This is a genomic window from Methylothermaceae bacteria B42 (assembly GCA_001566965.1).
GTDB lineage: Bacteria > Pseudomonadota > Gammaproteobacteria > Methylococcales > Methylothermaceae > Methylohalobius.
This window is the reverse complement of the sequence record LSNW01000032.1, coordinates 420,846-438,840: the sequence shown is the minus strand read 5'-3', so window position 1 is coordinate 438,840 and position 17,995 is coordinate 420,846. Positions and strand designations below refer to the sequence as shown.

19 protein-coding genes and 1 tRNA gene are annotated in these 17,995 nt (G+C 50.0%); 10 read left to right on the top strand and 10 right to left on the bottom strand.

The features are described from left to right. The first annotated feature begins 111 nt into the window (after window positions 1-111). Complete coding sequence (locus AXA67_13225) at window positions 112-2,256, top strand: hypothetical protein (GenBank protein ID KXJ39997.1); 2,145 nt, start codon at window positions 112-114, stop codon at window positions 2,254-2,256. 65 nt (window positions 2,257-2,321) lie between these two features. On the opposite strand, the gene AXA67_13220 is transcribed toward AXA67_13225, so the two are convergent. Next, window positions 2,322-3,038 (bottom strand): orotidine 5'-phosphate decarboxylase, encoded by a 717-nt coding sequence (locus AXA67_13220; GenBank protein KXJ39996.1) that lies wholly within the window; start codon window positions 3,036-3,038, stop codon window positions 2,322-2,324. A 77-nt stretch (window positions 3,039-3,115) separates the two neighbouring features. Between AXA67_13220 and AXA67_13215 the strand changes: the two genes are divergently transcribed. From AXA67_13215 to AXA67_13205, 3 genes are read left to right on the top strand one after another with little or no spacing between them, the layout of a single operon-like run. Continuing rightward, the gene (locus AXA67_13215; protein KXJ39995.1) at window positions 3,116-4,033 is read left to right on the top strand and encodes a hypothetical protein; all 918 of its coding nucleotides are present in this window, start codon (window positions 3,116-3,118) and stop codon (window positions 4,031-4,033) included. 2 nt (window positions 4,034-4,035) lie between these two features. Continuing rightward, entirely contained in the window at window positions 4,036-4,839 is an 804-nt protein-coding gene (locus AXA67_13210; protein ID KXJ39994.1) for a hypothetical protein, read from the top strand. Window positions 4,840-4,876: 37 nt separating this feature from the next. Beyond that, window positions 4,877-5,662 (top strand): enoyl-ACP reductase, encoded by a 786-nt coding sequence (locus AXA67_13205; GenBank protein KXJ39993.1) that lies wholly within the window; start codon window positions 4,877-4,879, stop codon window positions 5,660-5,662. Between the two features lie 3 nt (window positions 5,663-5,665). Here AXA67_13205 and AXA67_13200 read toward each other — a convergent pair whose 3' ends face one another. Further along, on the bottom strand, window positions 5,666-7,531 hold the full coding sequence (locus AXA67_13200; GenBank protein ID KXJ39992.1) for a hypothetical protein: 1,866 nt from the start codon (window positions 7,529-7,531) through the stop codon (window positions 5,666-5,668). Window positions 7,532-7,606: 75 nt separating this feature from the next. Here AXA67_13200 and AXA67_13195 point away from each other — a divergent pair, with 75 nt between their 5' ends. From AXA67_13195 to AXA67_13180, 4 genes are all read left to right on the top strand, one after another. Continuing rightward, the gene (locus tag AXA67_13195) at window positions 7,607-7,795 is read left to right on the top strand and encodes a hypothetical protein (GenBank protein KXJ39991.1); all 189 of its coding nucleotides are present in this window, start codon (window positions 7,607-7,609) and stop codon (window positions 7,793-7,795) included. Continuing rightward, complete coding sequence (locus tag AXA67_13190) at window positions 7,795-8,106, top strand: hypothetical protein (protein ID KXJ39990.1); 312 nt, start codon at window positions 7,795-7,797, stop codon at window positions 8,104-8,106. The genes AXA67_13195 and AXA67_13190 overlap by 1 nt, the downstream gene beginning before the upstream one ends. Before the next feature lie 171 nt (window positions 8,107-8,277). Then, window positions 8,278-9,084 (top strand): hypothetical protein, encoded by an 807-nt coding sequence (locus AXA67_13185; protein KXJ39989.1) that lies wholly within the window; start codon window positions 8,278-8,280, stop codon window positions 9,082-9,084. A gap of 94 nt (window positions 9,085-9,178) precedes the next feature. Further along, window positions 9,179-9,355 carry a rubredoxin gene (locus AXA67_13180; protein ID KXJ39988.1) on the top strand — a complete coding sequence of 59 codons (177 nt, stop codon included), beginning with the start codon at window positions 9,179-9,181 and terminating at the stop codon, window positions 9,353-9,355. Window positions 9,356-9,445: 90 nt separating this feature from the next. On the opposite strand, the gene AXA67_13175 is transcribed toward AXA67_13180, so the two are convergent. The 4 genes from AXA67_13175 to AXA67_13160 all read right to left on the bottom strand — a co-directional run bounded on the left by AXA67_13175 (window position 9,446) and on the right by AXA67_13160 (window position 11,784). Then, a complete protein-coding gene (locus tag AXA67_13175) occupies window positions 9,446-9,865 on the bottom strand; it encodes a thioredoxin (protein ID KXJ39987.1) in 420 nt (139 codons plus the stop codon). 20 nt (window positions 9,866-9,885) lie between these two features. Continuing rightward, entirely contained in the window at window positions 9,886-10,143 is a 258-nt protein-coding gene (locus AXA67_13170; protein ID KXJ39986.1) for a glutaredoxin, read from the bottom strand. A 70-nt stretch (window positions 10,144-10,213) separates the two neighbouring features. Next, a complete protein-coding gene (locus AXA67_13165) occupies window positions 10,214-11,479 on the bottom strand; it encodes a molybdopterin molybdenumtransferase (protein ID KXJ39985.1) in 1,266 nt (421 codons plus the stop codon). A gap of 218 nt (window positions 11,480-11,697) precedes the next feature. After that, window positions 11,698-11,784 (bottom strand) — tRNA-Leu (locus AXA67_13160). Between the two features lie 47 nt (window positions 11,785-11,831). Between AXA67_13160 and AXA67_13155 the strand changes: the two genes are divergently transcribed. Both AXA67_13155 and AXA67_13150 read left to right on the top strand, forming a co-directional pair. Beyond that, on the top strand, window positions 11,832-12,863 hold the full coding sequence (locus AXA67_13155; GenBank protein KXJ40191.1) for an S-adenosylmethionine:tRNA ribosyltransferase-isomerase: 1,032 nt from the start codon (window positions 11,832-11,834) through the stop codon (window positions 12,861-12,863). 159 nt (window positions 12,864-13,022) lie between these two features. Beyond that, window positions 13,023-14,111 carry a hypothetical protein gene (locus AXA67_13150; protein ID KXJ39984.1) on the top strand — a complete coding sequence of 363 codons (1,089 nt, stop codon included), beginning with the start codon at window positions 13,023-13,025 and terminating at the stop codon, window positions 14,109-14,111. A 444-nt stretch (window positions 14,112-14,555) separates the two neighbouring features. Here AXA67_13150 and AXA67_13145 read toward each other — a convergent pair whose 3' ends face one another. From AXA67_13145 to AXA67_13130, 4 genes are all read right to left on the bottom strand, one after another. Next, window positions 14,556-15,287: an ABC transporter gene (locus AXA67_13145; GenBank protein ID KXJ39983.1), complete on the bottom strand. Its 732-nt coding sequence runs from the start codon at window positions 15,285-15,287 to the stop codon at window positions 14,556-14,558. Window positions 15,288-15,389: 102 nt separating this feature from the next. Next, window positions 15,390-16,127, bottom strand: coding sequence for an ABC transporter permease (locus AXA67_13140; GenBank protein ID KXJ39982.1), 738 nt, complete (start codon window positions 16,125-16,127; stop codon window positions 15,390-15,392). Window positions 16,128-16,168: 41 nt separating this feature from the next. Next, window positions 16,169-17,140: an ABC transporter substrate-binding protein gene (locus tag AXA67_13135; protein KXJ40190.1), complete on the bottom strand. Its 972-nt coding sequence runs from the start codon at window positions 17,138-17,140 to the stop codon at window positions 16,169-16,171. A gap of 14 nt (window positions 17,141-17,154) precedes the next feature. Beyond that, the gene (locus AXA67_13130; GenBank protein ID KXJ39981.1) at window positions 17,155-17,931 is read right to left on the bottom strand and encodes a cobyric acid synthase; all 777 of its coding nucleotides are present in this window, start codon (window positions 17,929-17,931) and stop codon (window positions 17,155-17,157) included. Between the last annotated feature and the right edge of the window lie 64 nt (window positions 17,932-17,995).

Genomic DNA, 17,995 nt, shown 5'->3' with positions numbered 1-17,995 from the left:
AAAAACATAGATCTCTAGGCATCCAAATTGCATGAGCACTTGAAATCATAATTTTGCAACAAAACTTGTACAATTTAACAACAATTTTCAAACCAGCAGAGGTCAATTTAAATGAACAAATCCTGGATGCCAAAAGTACTTGCGTTGGCGGTGGCAATGCAATTTCCTTTAGCTTACGGCGAATATGAAGAGCTACCTACCCTAACGGTGGAAGGTGAATTGATGGAGCCAGGCACCACCGCGCTAAGGCCGGGGACGGTGTCTTCTTTGGACGCCGCGGATTTGCTGAAATACGTGCCTGGCGCGAATGTTCACCGAAATGGTCCTCTGACCGGAATCGCCTATTTCCGGGGGCTATATAACGAACCGGTCAATGTGCTCACTGATGGGATGAGCCTGAAAAACGCCGGGCCTAACTCCATGGATTCCCGAATGAGTTATATCCCGGTGACCATGGTTCGTAGCATTAAAACCTGGCGGGATGTCACGCCAGTAAGCAGCGGACTGGAAACCATGGGGGGCTCCATTATCACAGAAAGCCGCAAGGTGGATTTTACCGATTCCAGCCAGTTTGAATTTCACGGTTTTGGCGCGGCTGGCTACAGTTGGGTCAACGATGGCCGTTACGGAGCGGTTTTGGCGGGTGTCGCCAACCAACACTACCGGGTCCATTTCTCGGGCACCACCGAGCGCGGAGACGATTATCGCTACAAGGGAGATACGGTGCTGGATCCTACCGAATACGCCCGCGATACCTATCAGGTTGGGCTTGGGATCAAGCGCAGCGGCCACGAGTTCGGAATCACCTATGATAACAAGCACACCGGTTTTTCCGGCACCCCTTCGCTGCCAATGGATATCCGCTACGTGGATGCCGATGTTGTCCACGGTGATTACGGTTGGGATATGGGCAGTATCGGCAAGGTCAAGTTCAAGGGATGGTACCAGAGTTCCCGGCACGTCATGACAAACTACCATTTGCGCCAGCCGCCTGCAGATCCCAAAAAATTCCGCTATATGAAGACCGAGGTTGAAGCTGGGGGTTACAAGTTTGCTTGGACACTGCCTGAAATTGCCAATGGCGAGCTGGAAATCGGTTTTGATGGCGATATTGCCAGTCATGATGCAGTTGTGAAAAATCCCAATAACAAGGCTTTTTTCGTAGAAGCTTTCAATGATGTCCGGCGTAATCGTTATGGCGCTTATGTGGAATGGCGGGGCGAACCTATCAAAAAACTACAATTGCTGGCCGGGGTCCGGTATCGCCATACCTATATGGATGCAGGCCGGGTGGATTCGTTGCCAGCACGAAATCTGAAAGGCCCGGGGATTTTACGGGATCGTTTCAATGGTTCTAACCGGAAGCAACGGCAAAACGATGTGGATCTGGCTCTGGACTTGCGTTATTCCTTTTCCGATAGCTTGGATTTGACTTTGGGTCTGGCGCGCAAAACCCAGGCTCCCACTTATCAGCAACGGTATCTCTGGCTTCCCATTGAAGCCACTGGTGGCTTGGCCGACGGTAGGGTTTATGTAGGCAACGTGGGTTTGGACAGCCAAAAGGCCTACGAAGTGGTGGCCGGTTTTGATTTGCACCTGGACGAGTTGTGGATGCTGCAGAACGTCTATTTTGAGCCTAGGGGCTTCTACCGTTACATCAATGATTACATTCAAGGCGTTCCAGCGACTGACAAAGTGGTTCGAAACGTGGCCAATGTGTTATTACCCAATGGTTGTCCCAATGGACCTTCCACTGGCGCTGATTGCGTATTGCAGTATGCCAATATCGACGCGCAAATCTACGGCGCTGATGCCCAGGCTGGCTTTTCGATTGGCGATCACTGGCGCGTGGACGGCCTATTGAACTACACCCGGGGGGAGCGGATTAGCGGTCCCGATGACAATCTCTACCGGATTGCGCCATTCAACGGCCGCTTGAAAGTGACTTATTCCATTTGGGATTTTGCCTTTTCCACGGAATACGTGGGTGCTTTGCGTCAAAACAAGGTGGCCAAGTTCAACAACGAACGCAAAACATCAGACTGGAGTATCTTGAATGTGCGCCTCCAATACCAGCCCAGTTACAAGTACGTCGATGGGCTGAAAGTGGCATTTGGGGTGGATAATATCTTCGATAATGAACACGCTGACCACCTCAACGGCATCAACCGTGCCCGGGGTAATAAATTGGCCGTGGGGCAACGGGTCCGCAATCCTGGGCGGAATGTTTATGCGACCTTGAGTTATGAGTTCTGATGAGCAGCATTTCCTAATCTGTTCTTGAAACTGAAGAAGGAGGCTTGAACTTTTCATGCCTCCTTTTATTTTGCAAACAGGGCTTGGATTTGCTGCTGAATAGCCTGGGCGGCGGCTTTTGGGTCTTTGGCATCGCGGATCGGACGGCCCACCACAATATAATCTACCCCTAGCTCGAAGGCTTGCTTAACGGTGGTAATCCTTTTTTGGTCGTTGGCCAATGTTCCCTCGGGGCGAATGCCAGGCGAGACAATTAAAGGACCGGTACCGACAGTTTGACGTATCAATCCAGCCTCCAACCCAGAAGCGATTACCCCATCCAGTCCCACTTCCCAGGCCTGAGATGCCCTATTGACCACCAACGATTGCAGGTTGCCTTGGAATCCCATCTCTTCCAGGCCCTTTTCATCCAGGCTAGTAAGCACCGTGACCGCCAATATCCGCATATCACCCTTACCGCAAGCGGCGGCCTGCATAATTGCCCTGTCGCCGTGTACGGTGGCAAACTGCACCCCTGTCTTGCTTAGCGCCCGGACTGCACGTTCCACCGTGGCGGGGATATCGTAGAATTTGAGATCAGCAAAAATTTTTTTGTTTCTTTGCTGGAGCCAGTCAATCAACTGGAAATAATCGCCGGCCATGAAAAGTTCCAGGCCAATTTTATAGAATGACACTTCATCTCCCAGCGTTTCCACCAACTTTTTGGCCTGTTGATGAGAGGGAAAGTCCAAGGCGACGATTAAATGTTCGTTGACGGGAATGGATTTAGTCGATAATGACATCGCAATACTCACGTTGATTGGGAAAATATTTTGCTGGTCATGATACAGAATTTGTCCGCCCGTGCAGGAGAACTTCCATGTTGAGCGTACTGGCGCAGATGGGGTTGATGATTTTCTGTGGCTGGCTTTGGCGGCTATTCCGTCCGGGAGGCATGGATGCCGATCAAACCCGGCAAGTGTTGGCGGCGGTGGTTTACTACTTGTTTCTGCCAGCGCTTATCTTAAAGCTGATGAACGGTGCTGATATCGCAGCGGAGACAGCCCGGATTTCTTTTTTCGGGATCGCAATTACCGTCTTTGGGGCCTTGATCACCGCCTTATGGATCAAGGTGAAAAAAATCTCCTCCCAACAAGCCGGTGCAATATGGTTGGCGGTGACTTTCCCCAATGTGACTTTTTTGGGCTTGCCGGTGCTTCAACAGGTTTTTGGAGATTGGGCGGCTTTATTGGCAATCCAGTTGGATCTGTTTGCCTGTACCCCTTTGGTCATGACCCTGGGCATTCAGGTGGCGAGAAACTTTGGAAGCTCTGGCAAGGATGAAGTTTTTTGGGTGGGATTGATGAAAATACCGCCACTTTGGGGGGCGCTGGTGGCCATCGGGTTAAATCTAATGGATTTGCAGTGGCCACTCTGGGCTCTGGCATTTTTGAGCATGTTGGCGCAAGGGGTAACGCCTTTGATGCTCTTGTGTCTGGGATTGGCTCTGGATTGGCGCACCTTTCGCCGACCCATGGTGCCTTTTGTGCTGCCGGTGAGCGTATTCAAACTGTTTTTAATGCCGGTGTTTGGTTGGTGGTTGATCGGCCATTTGAGTTTTGCGGGAGTTAAGGGTACAGCGTTGGTGTTGGAAGCGGCGATGCCCAGCATGTTGTTTGGCATTGTCTTGTGCGACCGGTTTCGATTGGATAGCCGCCTCTATGCCCTTTTGGTGACAGTAACCACATTGCTGAGTATGCTGACACTTCCCCTTTGGTTTGAGTTTTTACAGAGCTAATCATGAATACACTAGTCCCATATGCGGAAATTCTTTCCCAGGGCGATGAAATTGTCAGCGGCGAAATCGTCGATAGTAACAGCGCCTGGCTCTCCCAGCGCTTGGTTGATTTGGGATTTCTGATTGCCCGGCATACGGCGGTGGGGGACAGGCTGGAAGACTTGGTTTCCGTTTTGCAAGAAATTTCCCGCCGGGCGGATTGTTGTATCTGTACCGGAGGGCTCGGTCCTACCCGGGATGATTTGACCGCGGAAGCCGTTGGCCAGGCATTTAGCCTTCCCTTGAAGCTAGATCCTGCCGCCTTGTTGATGATTGAGGAAAGGTTCCAGAAAAGAAAACAGAGAATGCCGGAGAGCAACCGCAAGCAGGCGCTGCTTCCCAAAGGTGCCCGGCGTTTGGATAACCACTGGGGGACAGCGCCTGGATTTTACCTTACAGCCGAGGGGTGTCATTTTTATTTTTTGCCTGGCGTGCCTCGGGAAATGGAGGCGATGTTTAGTGAATATGTGGAAAAGCAATTGCCTTATTTGTTTTCCTTGCCCAGGTCCATGCGGGTAGTGATTCACGTCAACGGCATGGGGGAATCAAAAATCGAAGCCTTACTCAAGGATTTAGTGCTGCCTCCGCAAGCGCGGTTGGGATTTCACGCGATGCCTCAAAATATCAGGCTGAAGTTGACGTTTCCGTCTGAGTTTGAGGTGCCTGATCAGGAGGCCATTGTTTCAGAAATATGCCGGCGGTTGGGTAAGGCGGTGACAAAAATAGAAACAAATCTCGTTGGCGTCCAAGAGGAATCTGAAAGATAATAGTCAGAATTTTTTGAAATGGTAAGGAGATCAACCAATGGGATTTTTGCAGGGTAAAAAGATTTTGATTGTCGGATTGGCCAGCAATCGTTCGATCGCTTGGGGCATTGCCCAGGCCATGCATCGGGAAGGGGCGGCGCTGGCCTTTACTTATCAGAACGACAAACTCAAGGATCGGGTGGAAAAACTGGCGGGCCAATGTGATTCCAATTTGACGGTGGCTTGTGATGTCAGCAGCGACGATGAAATCCAAGGCGTATTCGACTATTTGGGACAGCATTGGGATGGCTTGGATGGGATTGTGCATTCAGTGGCTTATGCTCCCAGAAGCGCTTTGGAAGGCGATTACCTAGAATCGGTGGATCGCGAGGCTTTTCAAATCGCTCACGACATCAGCTCCTACAGTTTTGCGGCGCTGGCCAAGGCGGGTCGGCCCATGATGCAGGGCCGCAACGCGGCGTTGTTGACGTTAAGTTATCTTGGCGCCGAGCGGGTTATTCCCAATTACAATGTAATGGGCGTAGCCAAGGCGAGTTTGGAAGCCAATGTCCGTTACATGGCTTCTTCGTTGGGGCCTGAGGGCATCAGGGTCAACGCGGTATCCGCCGGGCCGATTCGCACCTTGGCGGCATCAGGCATCAGTAATTTCCGGGAAATGCTCAGCAAAGCGGAAAATGCCGCGCCCTTGCGGAAAAATGTCACCATCGAGGAAGTCGGCAATGCGGGCGCTTTCTTATGTTCGGATCTCGCCTCTGGAATTACGGGCGAGATTGTCTACGTGGATGCGGGTTATAATATTATTGGTTTGGCGTTCGAGATCTGAGCACTATTCATCGATTTGGAATTTGCCCCGGGCAAGGAAGGTTTCGAAGGTTTTCCCAGGGACGGGTTTGCTGAACAGAAAACCTTGGCCTTCATCACATCCGAATTTTCTTAGGAGCCGAAGTTGTGCTGGGGTCTCTATGCCTTCGGCCAGGACATTGAGCCGTAAACTATGGCCCAGGCTGATGATGCCCTTGATGATGGCGGCGGCGTCTTCTTCTTCTTCCTTGTCCATGGGGTGGACGAAGGATTGGTCAATTTTTAAGGTATCCAATGGAAAACGGCGCAAGTAGGCCAGGGAGGAAAAGCCGGTGCCAAAATCATCCAAAGCCAACTGCACGCCAAGTTGTTTGAGTTGCTGCATGACAATCACTGTGTGGTTGATGTCAAACATGGCCGCCGATTCTGTAATCTCCAGTTCCAGGTATCGGGTATCCACCTGCGACTCTTGTAGGAGACGCTGGATAAGTTGAGGCAGGTCTTGCTGATGAAATTGCTGGGCGGAGATATTGACTGCCAGGCGAATTGCCGGGAGTCCCTGGGTTTGCCAGTGGCGATGTTGCATCAGGGCATGGCGTAAAATCCATTCGCTGATTGGGGCGATCAGGCCGGTTTCTTCCGCCAAAGGGATAAAGTCCTGGGGTTTGAGAAGCTCGTGTTCCGGATGTCGCCAGCGTAGCGTGATTTCCGCGCCGGTGAGGGTGCTATTTTTGATCGATACCTGTGGTTGATAATACAGTTCCAGTTCATCGTGCTCGATGGCATGGCGTAGATAGCTTTCCAGTTTCAAGCGGTGACGGGTTCTTTCATCCATATCCGCCGTGTGCACTTGGCAGTCACCGCCGCCTCTTTTTTTGGCGTGCTGCAGTGCCAGATCCGCGGCATGCAGCAAAGAGGAGAAATCTTCCCCATCCTTTGGAAAAACACTGATGCCGCAACTAATGGTTACACAAAATTCGCGGTGGTCTATATAAATGGGCTTATGCAGGCTGTCGATAAGTTCTTGAGCAACTTTTTGCGGCAAATCCGGGTCCCGGTAATTTTCCAGCAACAGGGCGAAAGTGTCCGCCTCGAACCGGTAAAGCGTGATTTGGCCAGTTAGCCGGGACTGCTCAATGGTTTCCTTCAATCGTTGGGAAACCGCGAGTAATAACCTGTCGCAGAGCCAATAACCCAAACTGCCGATAAAAAACCGGAAACGGTCGATGTTCAATAGGAAGACCGCGGTCTGGGGGCAAGATTGATTCTTCCGTAGTGCCTCTTCAAGATCTTGCTGGAAACGGTAGCGATTGGGGAGCCCGGTGATGACATCGTGATAGGCGTGCCAGGCGAGTTCGTTCTCTATTCGCTTCCGGTCACTGATGTCTGTGATATAGAGATAATAGCCATCCTCTTGGGCAGCCGTTTGACAGGCAACGAACCGGTCATTGATAGTGTATTCCCAGATGTCGTAGCGTTGGCCGGATTGCTGTAATTGCTTTAAACGATCATCGAGATTGGGTGGGAGAAGCTTGGCTGGATCCGGGGGCAGATGAAAGTGTTTTAAAAATAATTCACACCCGGCGTTGGCATAATCGATTTGCCCATCTTTGGATAAATGAAAAATGGGATTGGGGTTGGTTTCCGGAAACCGGCTGAGAAGATCAAACCTTTGGGGTTGGCGTACTCGCTTATCGACCGATGAACGGGCTAACCCAAAACGGATGATTGTAAAGATCGCTAGAATAAAAACAAAAATAGAAAAATAAAAAGGGACAGCAGAGGAGACAAGCGTCATCAATAACAGCAATGCTGTCAGGAAAACGATTAACCCATCCAACAGCCGGCTGGGCTTAAGCGTGCGGCGATAATTAAGGTGACTTCCAGTCATTGATACGAGCCTGATATATTGTTCTCATTGTAGCTCTTTGCGCGCTATGTTGTTGAAATTTTAGGTGTTGTAGCGATGGTAGTTTTCGGTTCCCATCCTGCCATCAACTTTTATGACATATTAGAAGAATACAACTGTTATAAAGAGGAAAAGGTTATGAGTGACAGAAAAGGCCTGTGCTATAATTCCGAAATTAAAGAACTGGTGACCGTACCCAAAGGTTCGGTTGGTTTTGGATTTGGCCTCTGGAGACAACGCTTGTGATGAAATGGCTCAATCTTGGTTTGATTCGGCTTTTTGAATTCTTGACACTGCTGCTTTATTCTTTTTTTGTTTTGACGTATTTTGGCGCTTTTTTATTATTGCCGCTGGACATTTTGTCCTTGTTGATTCAAGGAGCAGGTTTGATTGGCTTGTCTGCCATTGTTTCCGTACCGGCTGCTTTGGCGGCAGTAGGATATCTTTGCTATCGGGTGTACCAAATGCCCAATGCGTATCAAACCATTGTTACTGGCGGAATGGAATTGGCCAACGCGGGCTATAAGCAAATCCGGCAGTTGGAAACCCTGGTTTGAAGTAATTTGAAAGGTCATCTGGCACGCCAGTTGTGTTTTAACGTACTGGTTTACTATAAAAAAAGGCGGGCTATTCCGCCTTTTTTTATGGGTGAGTGATGCTTTTCTATTGTTCTATAGTTGACTGTACAAGTCGTAATTAAATAAGCCGTGTTTTTCTGTTTGCAACATGTGATTCCCGCCTTCCTCGCATTTTTTTTGGCAGTCAATGCATCAGCCGATATTTACCGTTGGCGTGATGCAAAAGGAGTATTGCATTACAGTGACCGCCGTGTCAGCAATGCCAAGGTTCTTGCTCTCAAAAAAGAATATGTTTACTTGCGGGTGGTGTATGTATTTGATGGTGATACAGTTAAATTAGAGGACGGCCGCCGGATACGTCTTTTGAATATTAACGCGCCGGAAGTCGAGAGCCATCAAAAACTGGGCGAGGCAGGTGGGGAGGAAGCAAAACGTCGGCTAGAAGAGTGGATCCTAGGGAAAAAGGTCCGATTGGAATATGATGCGCAGCGCAAAGACAAATATCACAGGACTTTGGCTTATTTATTTACCGAATCCGGGGAAAATATCAACGTTAAACTGGTTCGGGATGGATTGGCAATAGCCAACCTTCATCCCCCCAATTTAAAATTTGCGAAACAATTGCTGGCTGCGCAAGAGGAAGCAGAAAGCGCTGGCCGGGGGATTTGGGGTAAATCCGATTATCAGCCCATCCCCATAGAAAATCTAACAAAGAAAAAATACCGTGGCTGGCATCGATGGCTAGGCAAGCCACGACAGGTGGTGGAAGGGCGGAAATATGTCAGGTTGAAGTTCGCGGGTAATGTCGCTGTTGTGATCCCCAAGGCCAATTTGCGTTACTTTCCGCCGCTAGGCCACTATTTGCATCGGTCAGTGGAGGTGAGGGGCTGGCCATCCAGGAGAAAGGGCAGATACTCAATTTTAGTTCGCCATCCGAGTGATTTGAGAATTCTTTAAGGCAAGACTGGCTGAAAGTGTTTACTTGGAAATTTAGACGCCAGCGGATATAGTTAAATAATTTGCAAGGAAAAATAAAGGAATAAACCAACGTATGAGCAGCGATTATAAAAAATATGTTTGTGTCGTTTGTGGTTATATCTATGACGAAGCGGAAGGAGATCCGGAAGATGGCATCCCCCCCGGAACCCGATGGGAAGATGTGCCCGATGATTGGGTCTGCCCCGATTGTGGCGCTACAAAGGACGATTTTGAATTGCTTGAGGAGTGACCCCTCTTTTCAATATGGGCATTGGGAATTATACGGTTTAAGTTCAAGGGGCTGTATCCAATGCTTTTGTTTCGGCAGAAAATGCTTACATTAATGGCTTTCCACCCACTGAATTAACTGATGGGTATTTAGCGCTCCCGATACCCGGTCAACTTCTTGGCCGGAGCGAAACAGAATCAATGTAGGGATGCTACGAATTCCAAACCTTTGTGCCAGTGCAGGACATTCTTCCGTATTGACTTTGGCAAATCTTGCGTGCTGGCGTAACTCAGCAGCGGCTTGCGCAAATGCTGGCGCCATCATCCGGCAAGGGCCGCACCAGGGGGCCCAAAAATCCACGACTACCGGCAAGTCGTTTTTCCCAACAAATTTATAGAAGTTTTGCTCTCTTAATTCCACCACTTCGCCATCTAATAACTCAGCGTGGCATTTGCCGCATTTTGGCCGTTCACCCAGCCGCTGTTGTGGAACCCGGTTAACACTTAAACAATGGCCGCATACGATATGCATTGAAATTTCCTTGTTAAATTTTAAATTCCGAGAAGTTTATCTAGTTCACCAGTGCGATTCAGTTCGGCTAACTCCTGAAACCCACCGACATGTACATTGCCAATGAAAATTTGCGGCACCGTTCGCCGCCTCGATTTGTCGAGCATTTCCTGAAATTTTTCTGGGTCTTGGTCGACGCTGATTTTTTCAATTTCTATCCCCGGTTTGCTGGTGAGCAAACGTTCCGCCATAACGCAAAAGGGGCAGCGTGCTGTTGAATACATAATGACTTTGTTCATAAGCTGGTTTTTAATATTTGGGCAAATGAGTAGAAAACAAGGGCAGGAGGTTAAGAAAGTGATAATTTATCTACGGCAGACAAGCAAAAGGTAATATTTCAACCCACTCTCCGGCTTCCACATTGCCCCTATCATGTTCCAAGACAATAAAACAATTGGCCTGGCTCATCGACTTTAGGATGCCGGAACCCTGTTTGCCCGTGCATTTCACTTGCCACTGGCCGTTTTCAGTCCGGTTCATAATCCCGCGCTGGAATTCAGTGCGACCGGGTTTTTTGCGCAACTTTTCAATTGTCCTGGCGGGAAAAGTAGGGAGGTGAAATTGTTCAGTGATTCCCGCCAGTTTGTGCAGGGCCGGAAGAACAAATACATAAAAAGTGACCATGACGGCCACGGGGTTTCCAGGCAGTCCAAAGAACACGGAATCACCAATTTTGCCGAATGCCATTGGCCGGCCGGGTTTAATGGCTACTTTCCAGAAATTGATATCACCCAACTCGGCTAAAACTAGTTTGGCATAATCAGCCTCGCCAACCGACACTCCACCTGAACTGATAACCGCATCACAACGCTGTGCCGCTTCCAAAAAGGTCTGTTTTAATTGTTCAGGGTCATCAGGAATGATTCCATAGTCATGGATTTGCACTGGTAAATGTCCCAGTGCGCCAATGAGGGAAAATCGATTACTGTCATAAATCTTTCCAGGTTCGAGAAAAGCGCCTTGGGGCAGGATTTCATTGCCGGTAGAAATGATGCCGACACGGATTTTGCGGGTCACACAGACCTCGCTTTGACCAACGGACGCGATCAATCCCAGATCGGCGGGCAGCAATAATTTACCCGCTGGGATAATGGCCTCTCCTTTCTGAATATCTTCCCCTGCGAGGCGGATATTTTCACCAGAGCGATGTTTGCCATCAATGAGAATTTGATCGTTGTTGAGAACTTTAACTTGTTCCTGCATTAATACAGCGCCGCTACCCTCCGGTAGGCTGGCGCCTGTCATAATTCTTATGGCTTGGCCAGGTTGCAATTTCCCTATGTATGGTTTCCCCGCAAGCGCTTCCCCAGCAATGGTTAAAATTTTTGTTTTGTTTTCTGGAGGAATGTCTTGGTGATGGATGGCATAGCCATCAACAGCAGAATTGGTATGGGAAGGTACATTTATGTTAGAAATGGGGGATAAAGCCAGCACTCGATGGAGGGCATCTTGAATGGAGAGGTATTCGGTTTCAGATATTGGAATAATTTGATCCAATACCGAACTGACTGCTTTGTCCAGTGATAACAGTCCTGGCTCAAATAAATCGGCGCAACTTGCGGAAGGATAAATCATATGGTGGATCTCATCTCCCTAGGAAATCTTCATGCTTGGCTGCGCCCATCACACCAAAGCTGGATTGATTGTCTGATATACTAATCCGACTTTGGTTATTTTACCCCGGTTATTTTGTATACAAGGATTCTATTTGGCTCTTACAAGACTTGTAAAGACCTTGCCATTTCGCCTTCCATGAGGCTCATGCAATAGCTTTTATCATGCGGAAAGATGGATGGTGCCGAGGGGGAGACTCGAACTCCCACGGTGTTGCCACCACCAGATTTTGAGTCTGGCGCGTCTACCAGTTTCGCCACCTCGGCCAAGAATTAGTTATTATACCCATTCTTTATATTTGAGCCAAGGCGAGATGCGAAAAAGTGATTTTAATTATCCTCTTCCCAGCCGATTGATTGCCCAAGTGCCTTTGGCTGAGCGCAGCGCCAGCAGATTATTGGTTTTAAATGGCGGCAGCGGGCTAATTGAGGACAAAAAATTCACCGATATTGTGGATTTGATCGATCCTCGGGACCTTCTGGTCTTTAATGACACCAAGGTGATCCCAGCCCGGCTTTATGGACGCAAACAAACCGGGGGCAAGGTGGAAATACTATTGGAGCGGGTGCTTGCGAATGGGCGTGCCTGGGCTCAAATCCGGGCAAGCAAGTCGCCCCGTCCTGGCAGCGGGATTGAGCTGGATAAAGGTTATCGATGCTCTGTGGTGGAAAGAAATAAAGATCTTTTTTTGCTGCAATTTGAAGCCATAAATGATCTGTATTGTGTTTTGCAGGAAATTGGGCACATCCCCTTGCCTCCCTATATCGATCGGCCAGATTCGGCGCAGGATCATCAACGCTATCAAACGGTCTTTGCCCGCCAGCCTGGCGCGGTGGCAGCACCTACCGCGGGGCTGCATTTTGATTTCCATCTAATGGCCCGGCTCAAGAAAAAAGGTGTGGCTATGACTTACGTCACTTTGCATGTGGGTGCGGGGACGTTTCAGCCATTGCGGGTGGAAAATCTGGAAGAACATGAAATGCACCAGGAGTGGTTTGAAATCGGTGAAGGGGCTGCGGCCGAAATTAGCCAGGCCCGTTCCCGTGGCGGACGCATTATCGCAGTGGGAACTACGGTCGTCAGAACCTTGGAAAGCGCTTGTCAACAGGGGGAACTCAAGCCCGGCAGAGGTGCAACCCGATTATTTATTCGTCCTGGCTACCCGTTCCGGTGCGTTGATGCCATGATTACTAATTTCCATCTTCCAGAATCGACTTTACTGATGTTGGTATGCGCCTTTGCCGGGTATGAACAAGTCATGTCGGCCTATTACCATGCGGTGGATAAGGAATATCGATTTTTTAGTTATGGAGATGCCATGTATGTGACCCGCCGGGTTGTGTAATTCCTGGCTTCACCAAACCTTTCACAATTCTTACAGCGCCAGCAATCTTTATAATTTGACGGGATTGATTTCTGCCGAAGACACTAAACGAGAATGGCGGGATTTTATTCATCTGGTGGCCATCAAAGATTCAATATTCATTCATGAAGGAGGCTTTAAATGCGCTTGGCTTCGGATAGCCGTCATGAAATTCCGTATCAGTTTAATTCCCGCCGGATTCTTCTGCCCATATTGATTGGCTTGTTGCTGGTTGCTTACCTGATTTATCAGGATGTGACTACCCATGGCGTTGATTTCAAAACCGCGCTCCAGCAACTCCAATGGCAGGGGAAAACTTGGTTTTGGCTGGCACTGGCTGTGATGATGGTGGTGCTGCGGGATTTTGCCTATATGGTTCAACTGCGGATTCTCACGGATGGACATTTGCCTTGGCGCTCGGTTATCGAGGTGATTTTGCTCTGGGACTTTTTCGCCGCGGTGTCGCCTTCAGTGATGGGTGGGGCGGCAGTGGCGGTTTTTATGTTGATCAAAGAAAAACTGACCGTGGGCCGAAGCACGGCTATCGTTTTTACCACGGTTCTTTTAGATGAAATCTTCTATTTGACCATGCTTCCTTTGGGGTTGTGGATAGTCGGCAAAGAAGCGGTTTTTGCCGGTTTGGCGGATATGCACTCCGATCTTATCTCACTAGGTCTGATGACCATTTTCTGGTTGGCTTACGGCGCTATTTTTGTCTATGTGCTGTTTTTGGGCGCCAGCTTGTTTGTGTGGCCCAAGGTGATGAACCGCTTACTGAGAATTCTGTTTATGTTTCGAATTTTCAAGCGTTGGCGGCGTTGGGGACTACGCACCGCGCGGGATTTGTTGATTACATCAGTGGAACTTAGGGATAAGCCCAAAAATTTCTGGTGGAAGCTTTGGGGGATAACCGCAGTTGCTTGGTTTGCCCGCTATATGGTTTTGAATTGTATTTTGGCGGCGTTTTCCAGGTTGCCAATGGGGCTGTATGAACATGCGCTGGCCATTGCCCGCCAGGCTGCTTTGTTCATTATTATGGTAATTTCGCCAACTCCTGGCAGTTCCGGCGTGGCAGAAGCCGGATTTACCCTGATGTTTTCTGATATGGCACCGCTTGGGCTGGTGTTGCCGATGGCGCTGTTTTGGCGGACCATCAGTTATTACCCGTACCTTTTTATTGGCGTGCCGGTTTTGTCGCGTTGGGTTAAACGGGTTTATCGGGAGGCCTAAAAAAAGACCGGCGCCTTTGATAAGGTGGATTTGCCTTAAACTTCCGACTTCCACTTGAGAGGAGGAGTGCGCGAAAGATAAAGGCGCCGGTTAACAGGTTGAAGAGGTTATGCAATTTATATAGTGCAGTCACCGTGCCATTTTTAGTAAATTCTTTTAATTCAACAAGATAGATTTATTTTATGCGCGCAAAGCGGCGTGTGATGAAGACACAAATAGGGCAATTGCCCCGTTTTTGAGGCATTTGCCACAAAGAGGTGGGGCCTAAATTCTGCAAGTGTTTCGGCATTCGGCTGCCAAATCAGGGCTTTATGCTGCGTTGGCCGCGCCAATTTTATGCTCGAAGTAGCGCTGCTACTCCTGTGCGAAAATTGGCTTGCCGCCTTGCCTAAAGCCTTGCTTGAAACCCTCGGTGCTCGAATCACTTGCAAAATTTAGGTGGGATTATTTTGTCCCGGCCGGGCAATGCCTTGGTAACAGTTTGCGGCGCAGGTCTTCTATGACTGTTTCTGTCCGCTGAATCCGGGGCAGGGGGATTTCGAGTTCCGATTGAATGGTGGCAGGGGGCGGAGTGAGAAATACCAAGCGGTCGGCAAAGGCAATGGCTTCCCGCAAATCGTGGGTGACAAACAATACGGTGTGGGGACGCTCCGACCAGAGCCGGATTAACAATTCCCGCATGGATTGCGCGGTGGGGGCATCCAGGGAAACGAACGGCTCGTCCATTAATAACAGATCCGGGGCGACGGTGAACGCCCTCGCCAGGGCCACCCGACGGCTCATCCCCAAGGACAAACGCTGGGGATAGACGTGCTGAAATTTGGACAAGCCTGTGATTGCCAGTAACTCATCAATAATGGCCGGATCCTGTTTTTTAGGCAGCGCCAGGGTGAGATTCTCCCTGACCGTGCGCCACGGCAACAAGCGCGGCTCCTGGAAGACATAGCCCAGATGGGGAGTCCTCTGCAAAGGAAATTCAATGCTGCCGGCAAACTCCGGATCGAGGCCGGCAATGATATTCAGCAAAGTAGTTTTGCCGCAACCAGAAGGCCCCACCAAACAAACGAATTCGTGTTCATTCAAGCTAAGGCTGAGATTCTCAATCGCCGTATGGGGTGGGTTGTTTCCCCGGTCAGGATAGACCTTCCGCTCAATGTGAATGTGGATCTGATTCATCGGTGCAGCGCTCCGTTATCTATGGGAGCCGGTGAGGCTTTCGAATCAGACAGCCTGCCCCGGTATCAATGCCTTGCGAGATTGAATGATGTGGTTGTGGGTTCATCGGCGCCAGCGTTGGGCATAACGGTCCAATGGTTGAAGAAGGCCCCATTCCAGAAGCTGGATGACTACCACAAACGCCAGGGTGTAGGCGAGGATGGCCGCCACATCAAACATCTGGAAAAAAAGATGCAGTTGATAACCCATCCCGTTACTGCGCCCGAGTAGTTCCACCACCAGAATGATTTTCCAGATCAGCGCCAGCCCGGTCCGCGCCGCTGTCATAACAAAAGGATAAAGTTGCGGCCAAATCACATGGCGTAGGGTCTTCCAGCGCCCAAACCGGTAACATTGGGCCATTTCCAGCAGGTTTCTATCTATCTGCCGGGTGCCTTCCCGCAATATGACGGTCACGTTAGGCACTTTGTTCACGACCACCGCTAAAATTGCCGCGGTTTCAGTGAGTCCAAACCAGACGTAGCAAAGAATAATGGTAACCAGGGCCGGGATGTTGAGAAATAATGTCAACCAACTGTCAAAAAAACGATCCAGCGCCGGGTGTCGTCCCAACAAGATCCCCAGGGCGCATCCCAGCAGCATAGCCAATAGAAAACTCAACCCCAATCGGCTCAAAGTGATACCGAGATGATAGGGAAGCTCGCCTGTTTTCAGGTGTTGAATCAAGGTGAGGGCAACTTCAGCAGGCGGGGGAAGCAGGCGGGAATCGAACTGCCAGGCCAGCCATTGCCACGCTGCCAGCAAGGCCAGCAGCGAAGCGGCGGGAATCAGTCGAGTCATTTAATTCATTGAGTGAAACAATTCCGGGCAGGTTTTGGCAATTAGCGAGGTAGTTGAAATTGGAACCAGAATGTTCCCCGGGGCAACTCGGGGGACGGTCCTGTCAATTTCTCCCCGCCCAGTTCACGCAGAATCCGGTAGAGTTTTTTGGCGGTCTTCATTTCGTCCTGTCCCCAGCTGCGCAAGCGTCCTTCACAATACCGTTGCCGCAATAGGTTCTGCAGCCTTGTGTCCTTGCTGCCGGTCAAGGGGGCGACATAAGCCCAAACCCGGTCACCAGAACAGATAGCATCCTTGGCCTGGTAGGCGGCCCGGATAAAGGCATTGAGCATATCTTGATTGCCCTGGGCCCAGCGTTCCCGGAAAACATAGCCCAAGGTGGGAACCGGCGGCGTCAAGTCCAGCCCTTTGAGAATATCCCGTCCGTTTAGCAGTTGTCTATAACCTTGGGCTTCCAGACGGGTGGCATAGTGCCAGTAATTTAAAACCGCATCCAGGCGTCCCTGAAGTAATTGCTGGTTGAGCAGCGGCGGGGCGCCATACACAGGCTCGGCCGTTCTGGCTAAATCCAGATTGTATTGTTTCCTGGCCAAGGCCTGGAGCAGCAGCCAATTTTTATCCAGGGCGCCGCCGGCAATGCCAATCCGCTTCCCCGCCAGATCTTTCACGCTGCTGATATTGGATTGGGGCGGGACAACCAAAGCGCCGTGAGTCAGAGAGTAGGGGACTGAGGTGAAGTCCTCGCCTTTGCTGCGTTGCTGAGCCACCCAGATCCAGTCGGTGACAATCAAATCCGCGGCCTTGGACTGCAAGGCGATCTTTCCGGCCTGGGGGCTGGCCAGTTTGCGGAGGGTCATTTTGAAACCGTGGCGGCGGTCGAATCCTTCCCGTTCAATGACGGTCAATTCCCAGTTGACCGTACCGTAGGCCAGAGCGCCGACGGTCAGGGTGCGGGGGGCGGAATGGGATAATGCGGGCAACCCGCCTGCAAATAACAACAATCCCCATAACAGAAGTCTTGATTGAATCAATGGTGTAACTCCCGGTAAAGGGTTTTGAATTCCTCGGTCAGCTTATGGTCAGGGGCATAGTGAATCAACGGTTTGGATTCGCTGTGGGATTCACGCACCTTGACGGAAGGAGAAATCCGCGTGGAAAGGACCGGATGACCTTCCTTGGAAAGCTCTTCCACCAGCATTTGCGGCAGTTTGGCGCGTCCCTGAAATTGGTTGACTACCACGCCTTCCACTTCCAAGTGCGGGTTATGATCCATTTTGACTTCCGTAATGGCTTCCAGCAATTTATACAGCGCATCGCGGGAAAAAGCGTCACAATCAAACGGAATCAAGCACTTTTCCGCCGCAATCAAAGCCGAGCGGCTGAAGAAATTAAGAATTGGCGGCGTGTCGATATAGATATATTCGAAATCGTTGAGCTGTTCCAGCGCTTCCCGTAATTTGTAGATCTTGTAACGGGATTCCAGCCGGCTTTGCAGCGCTTCCATTTCCGGGTGGGAGGCCAATATATAAAGATTGTCGTAGGGTGTGTTTTGAATCAAGTCCCGGGCCGAGGCTTTTTGGTTTTTACCGAACGGATTCAGGCTCACCGTCTCCCGGAAAAACCTCGCCAAAGTTTGCTCTGGATCGTCAATGGCATGCCCCATCAGGTAATGAGTAGTGTTACCCTGGATATCCAGATCCACCACCAGCGTGCTTTTGCCCTCTTGGGCACTGATGGCCGCCAGGTTGCAGGTGATGGTGGATTTGCCCACGCCGCCTTTTTGATTAAAGATGACCCTGCGCATGATGACCGCTCCCCCTGTTGTCGTTTAAAATCAGATTAGTTAATAAACTCTTAGCATTCTAACA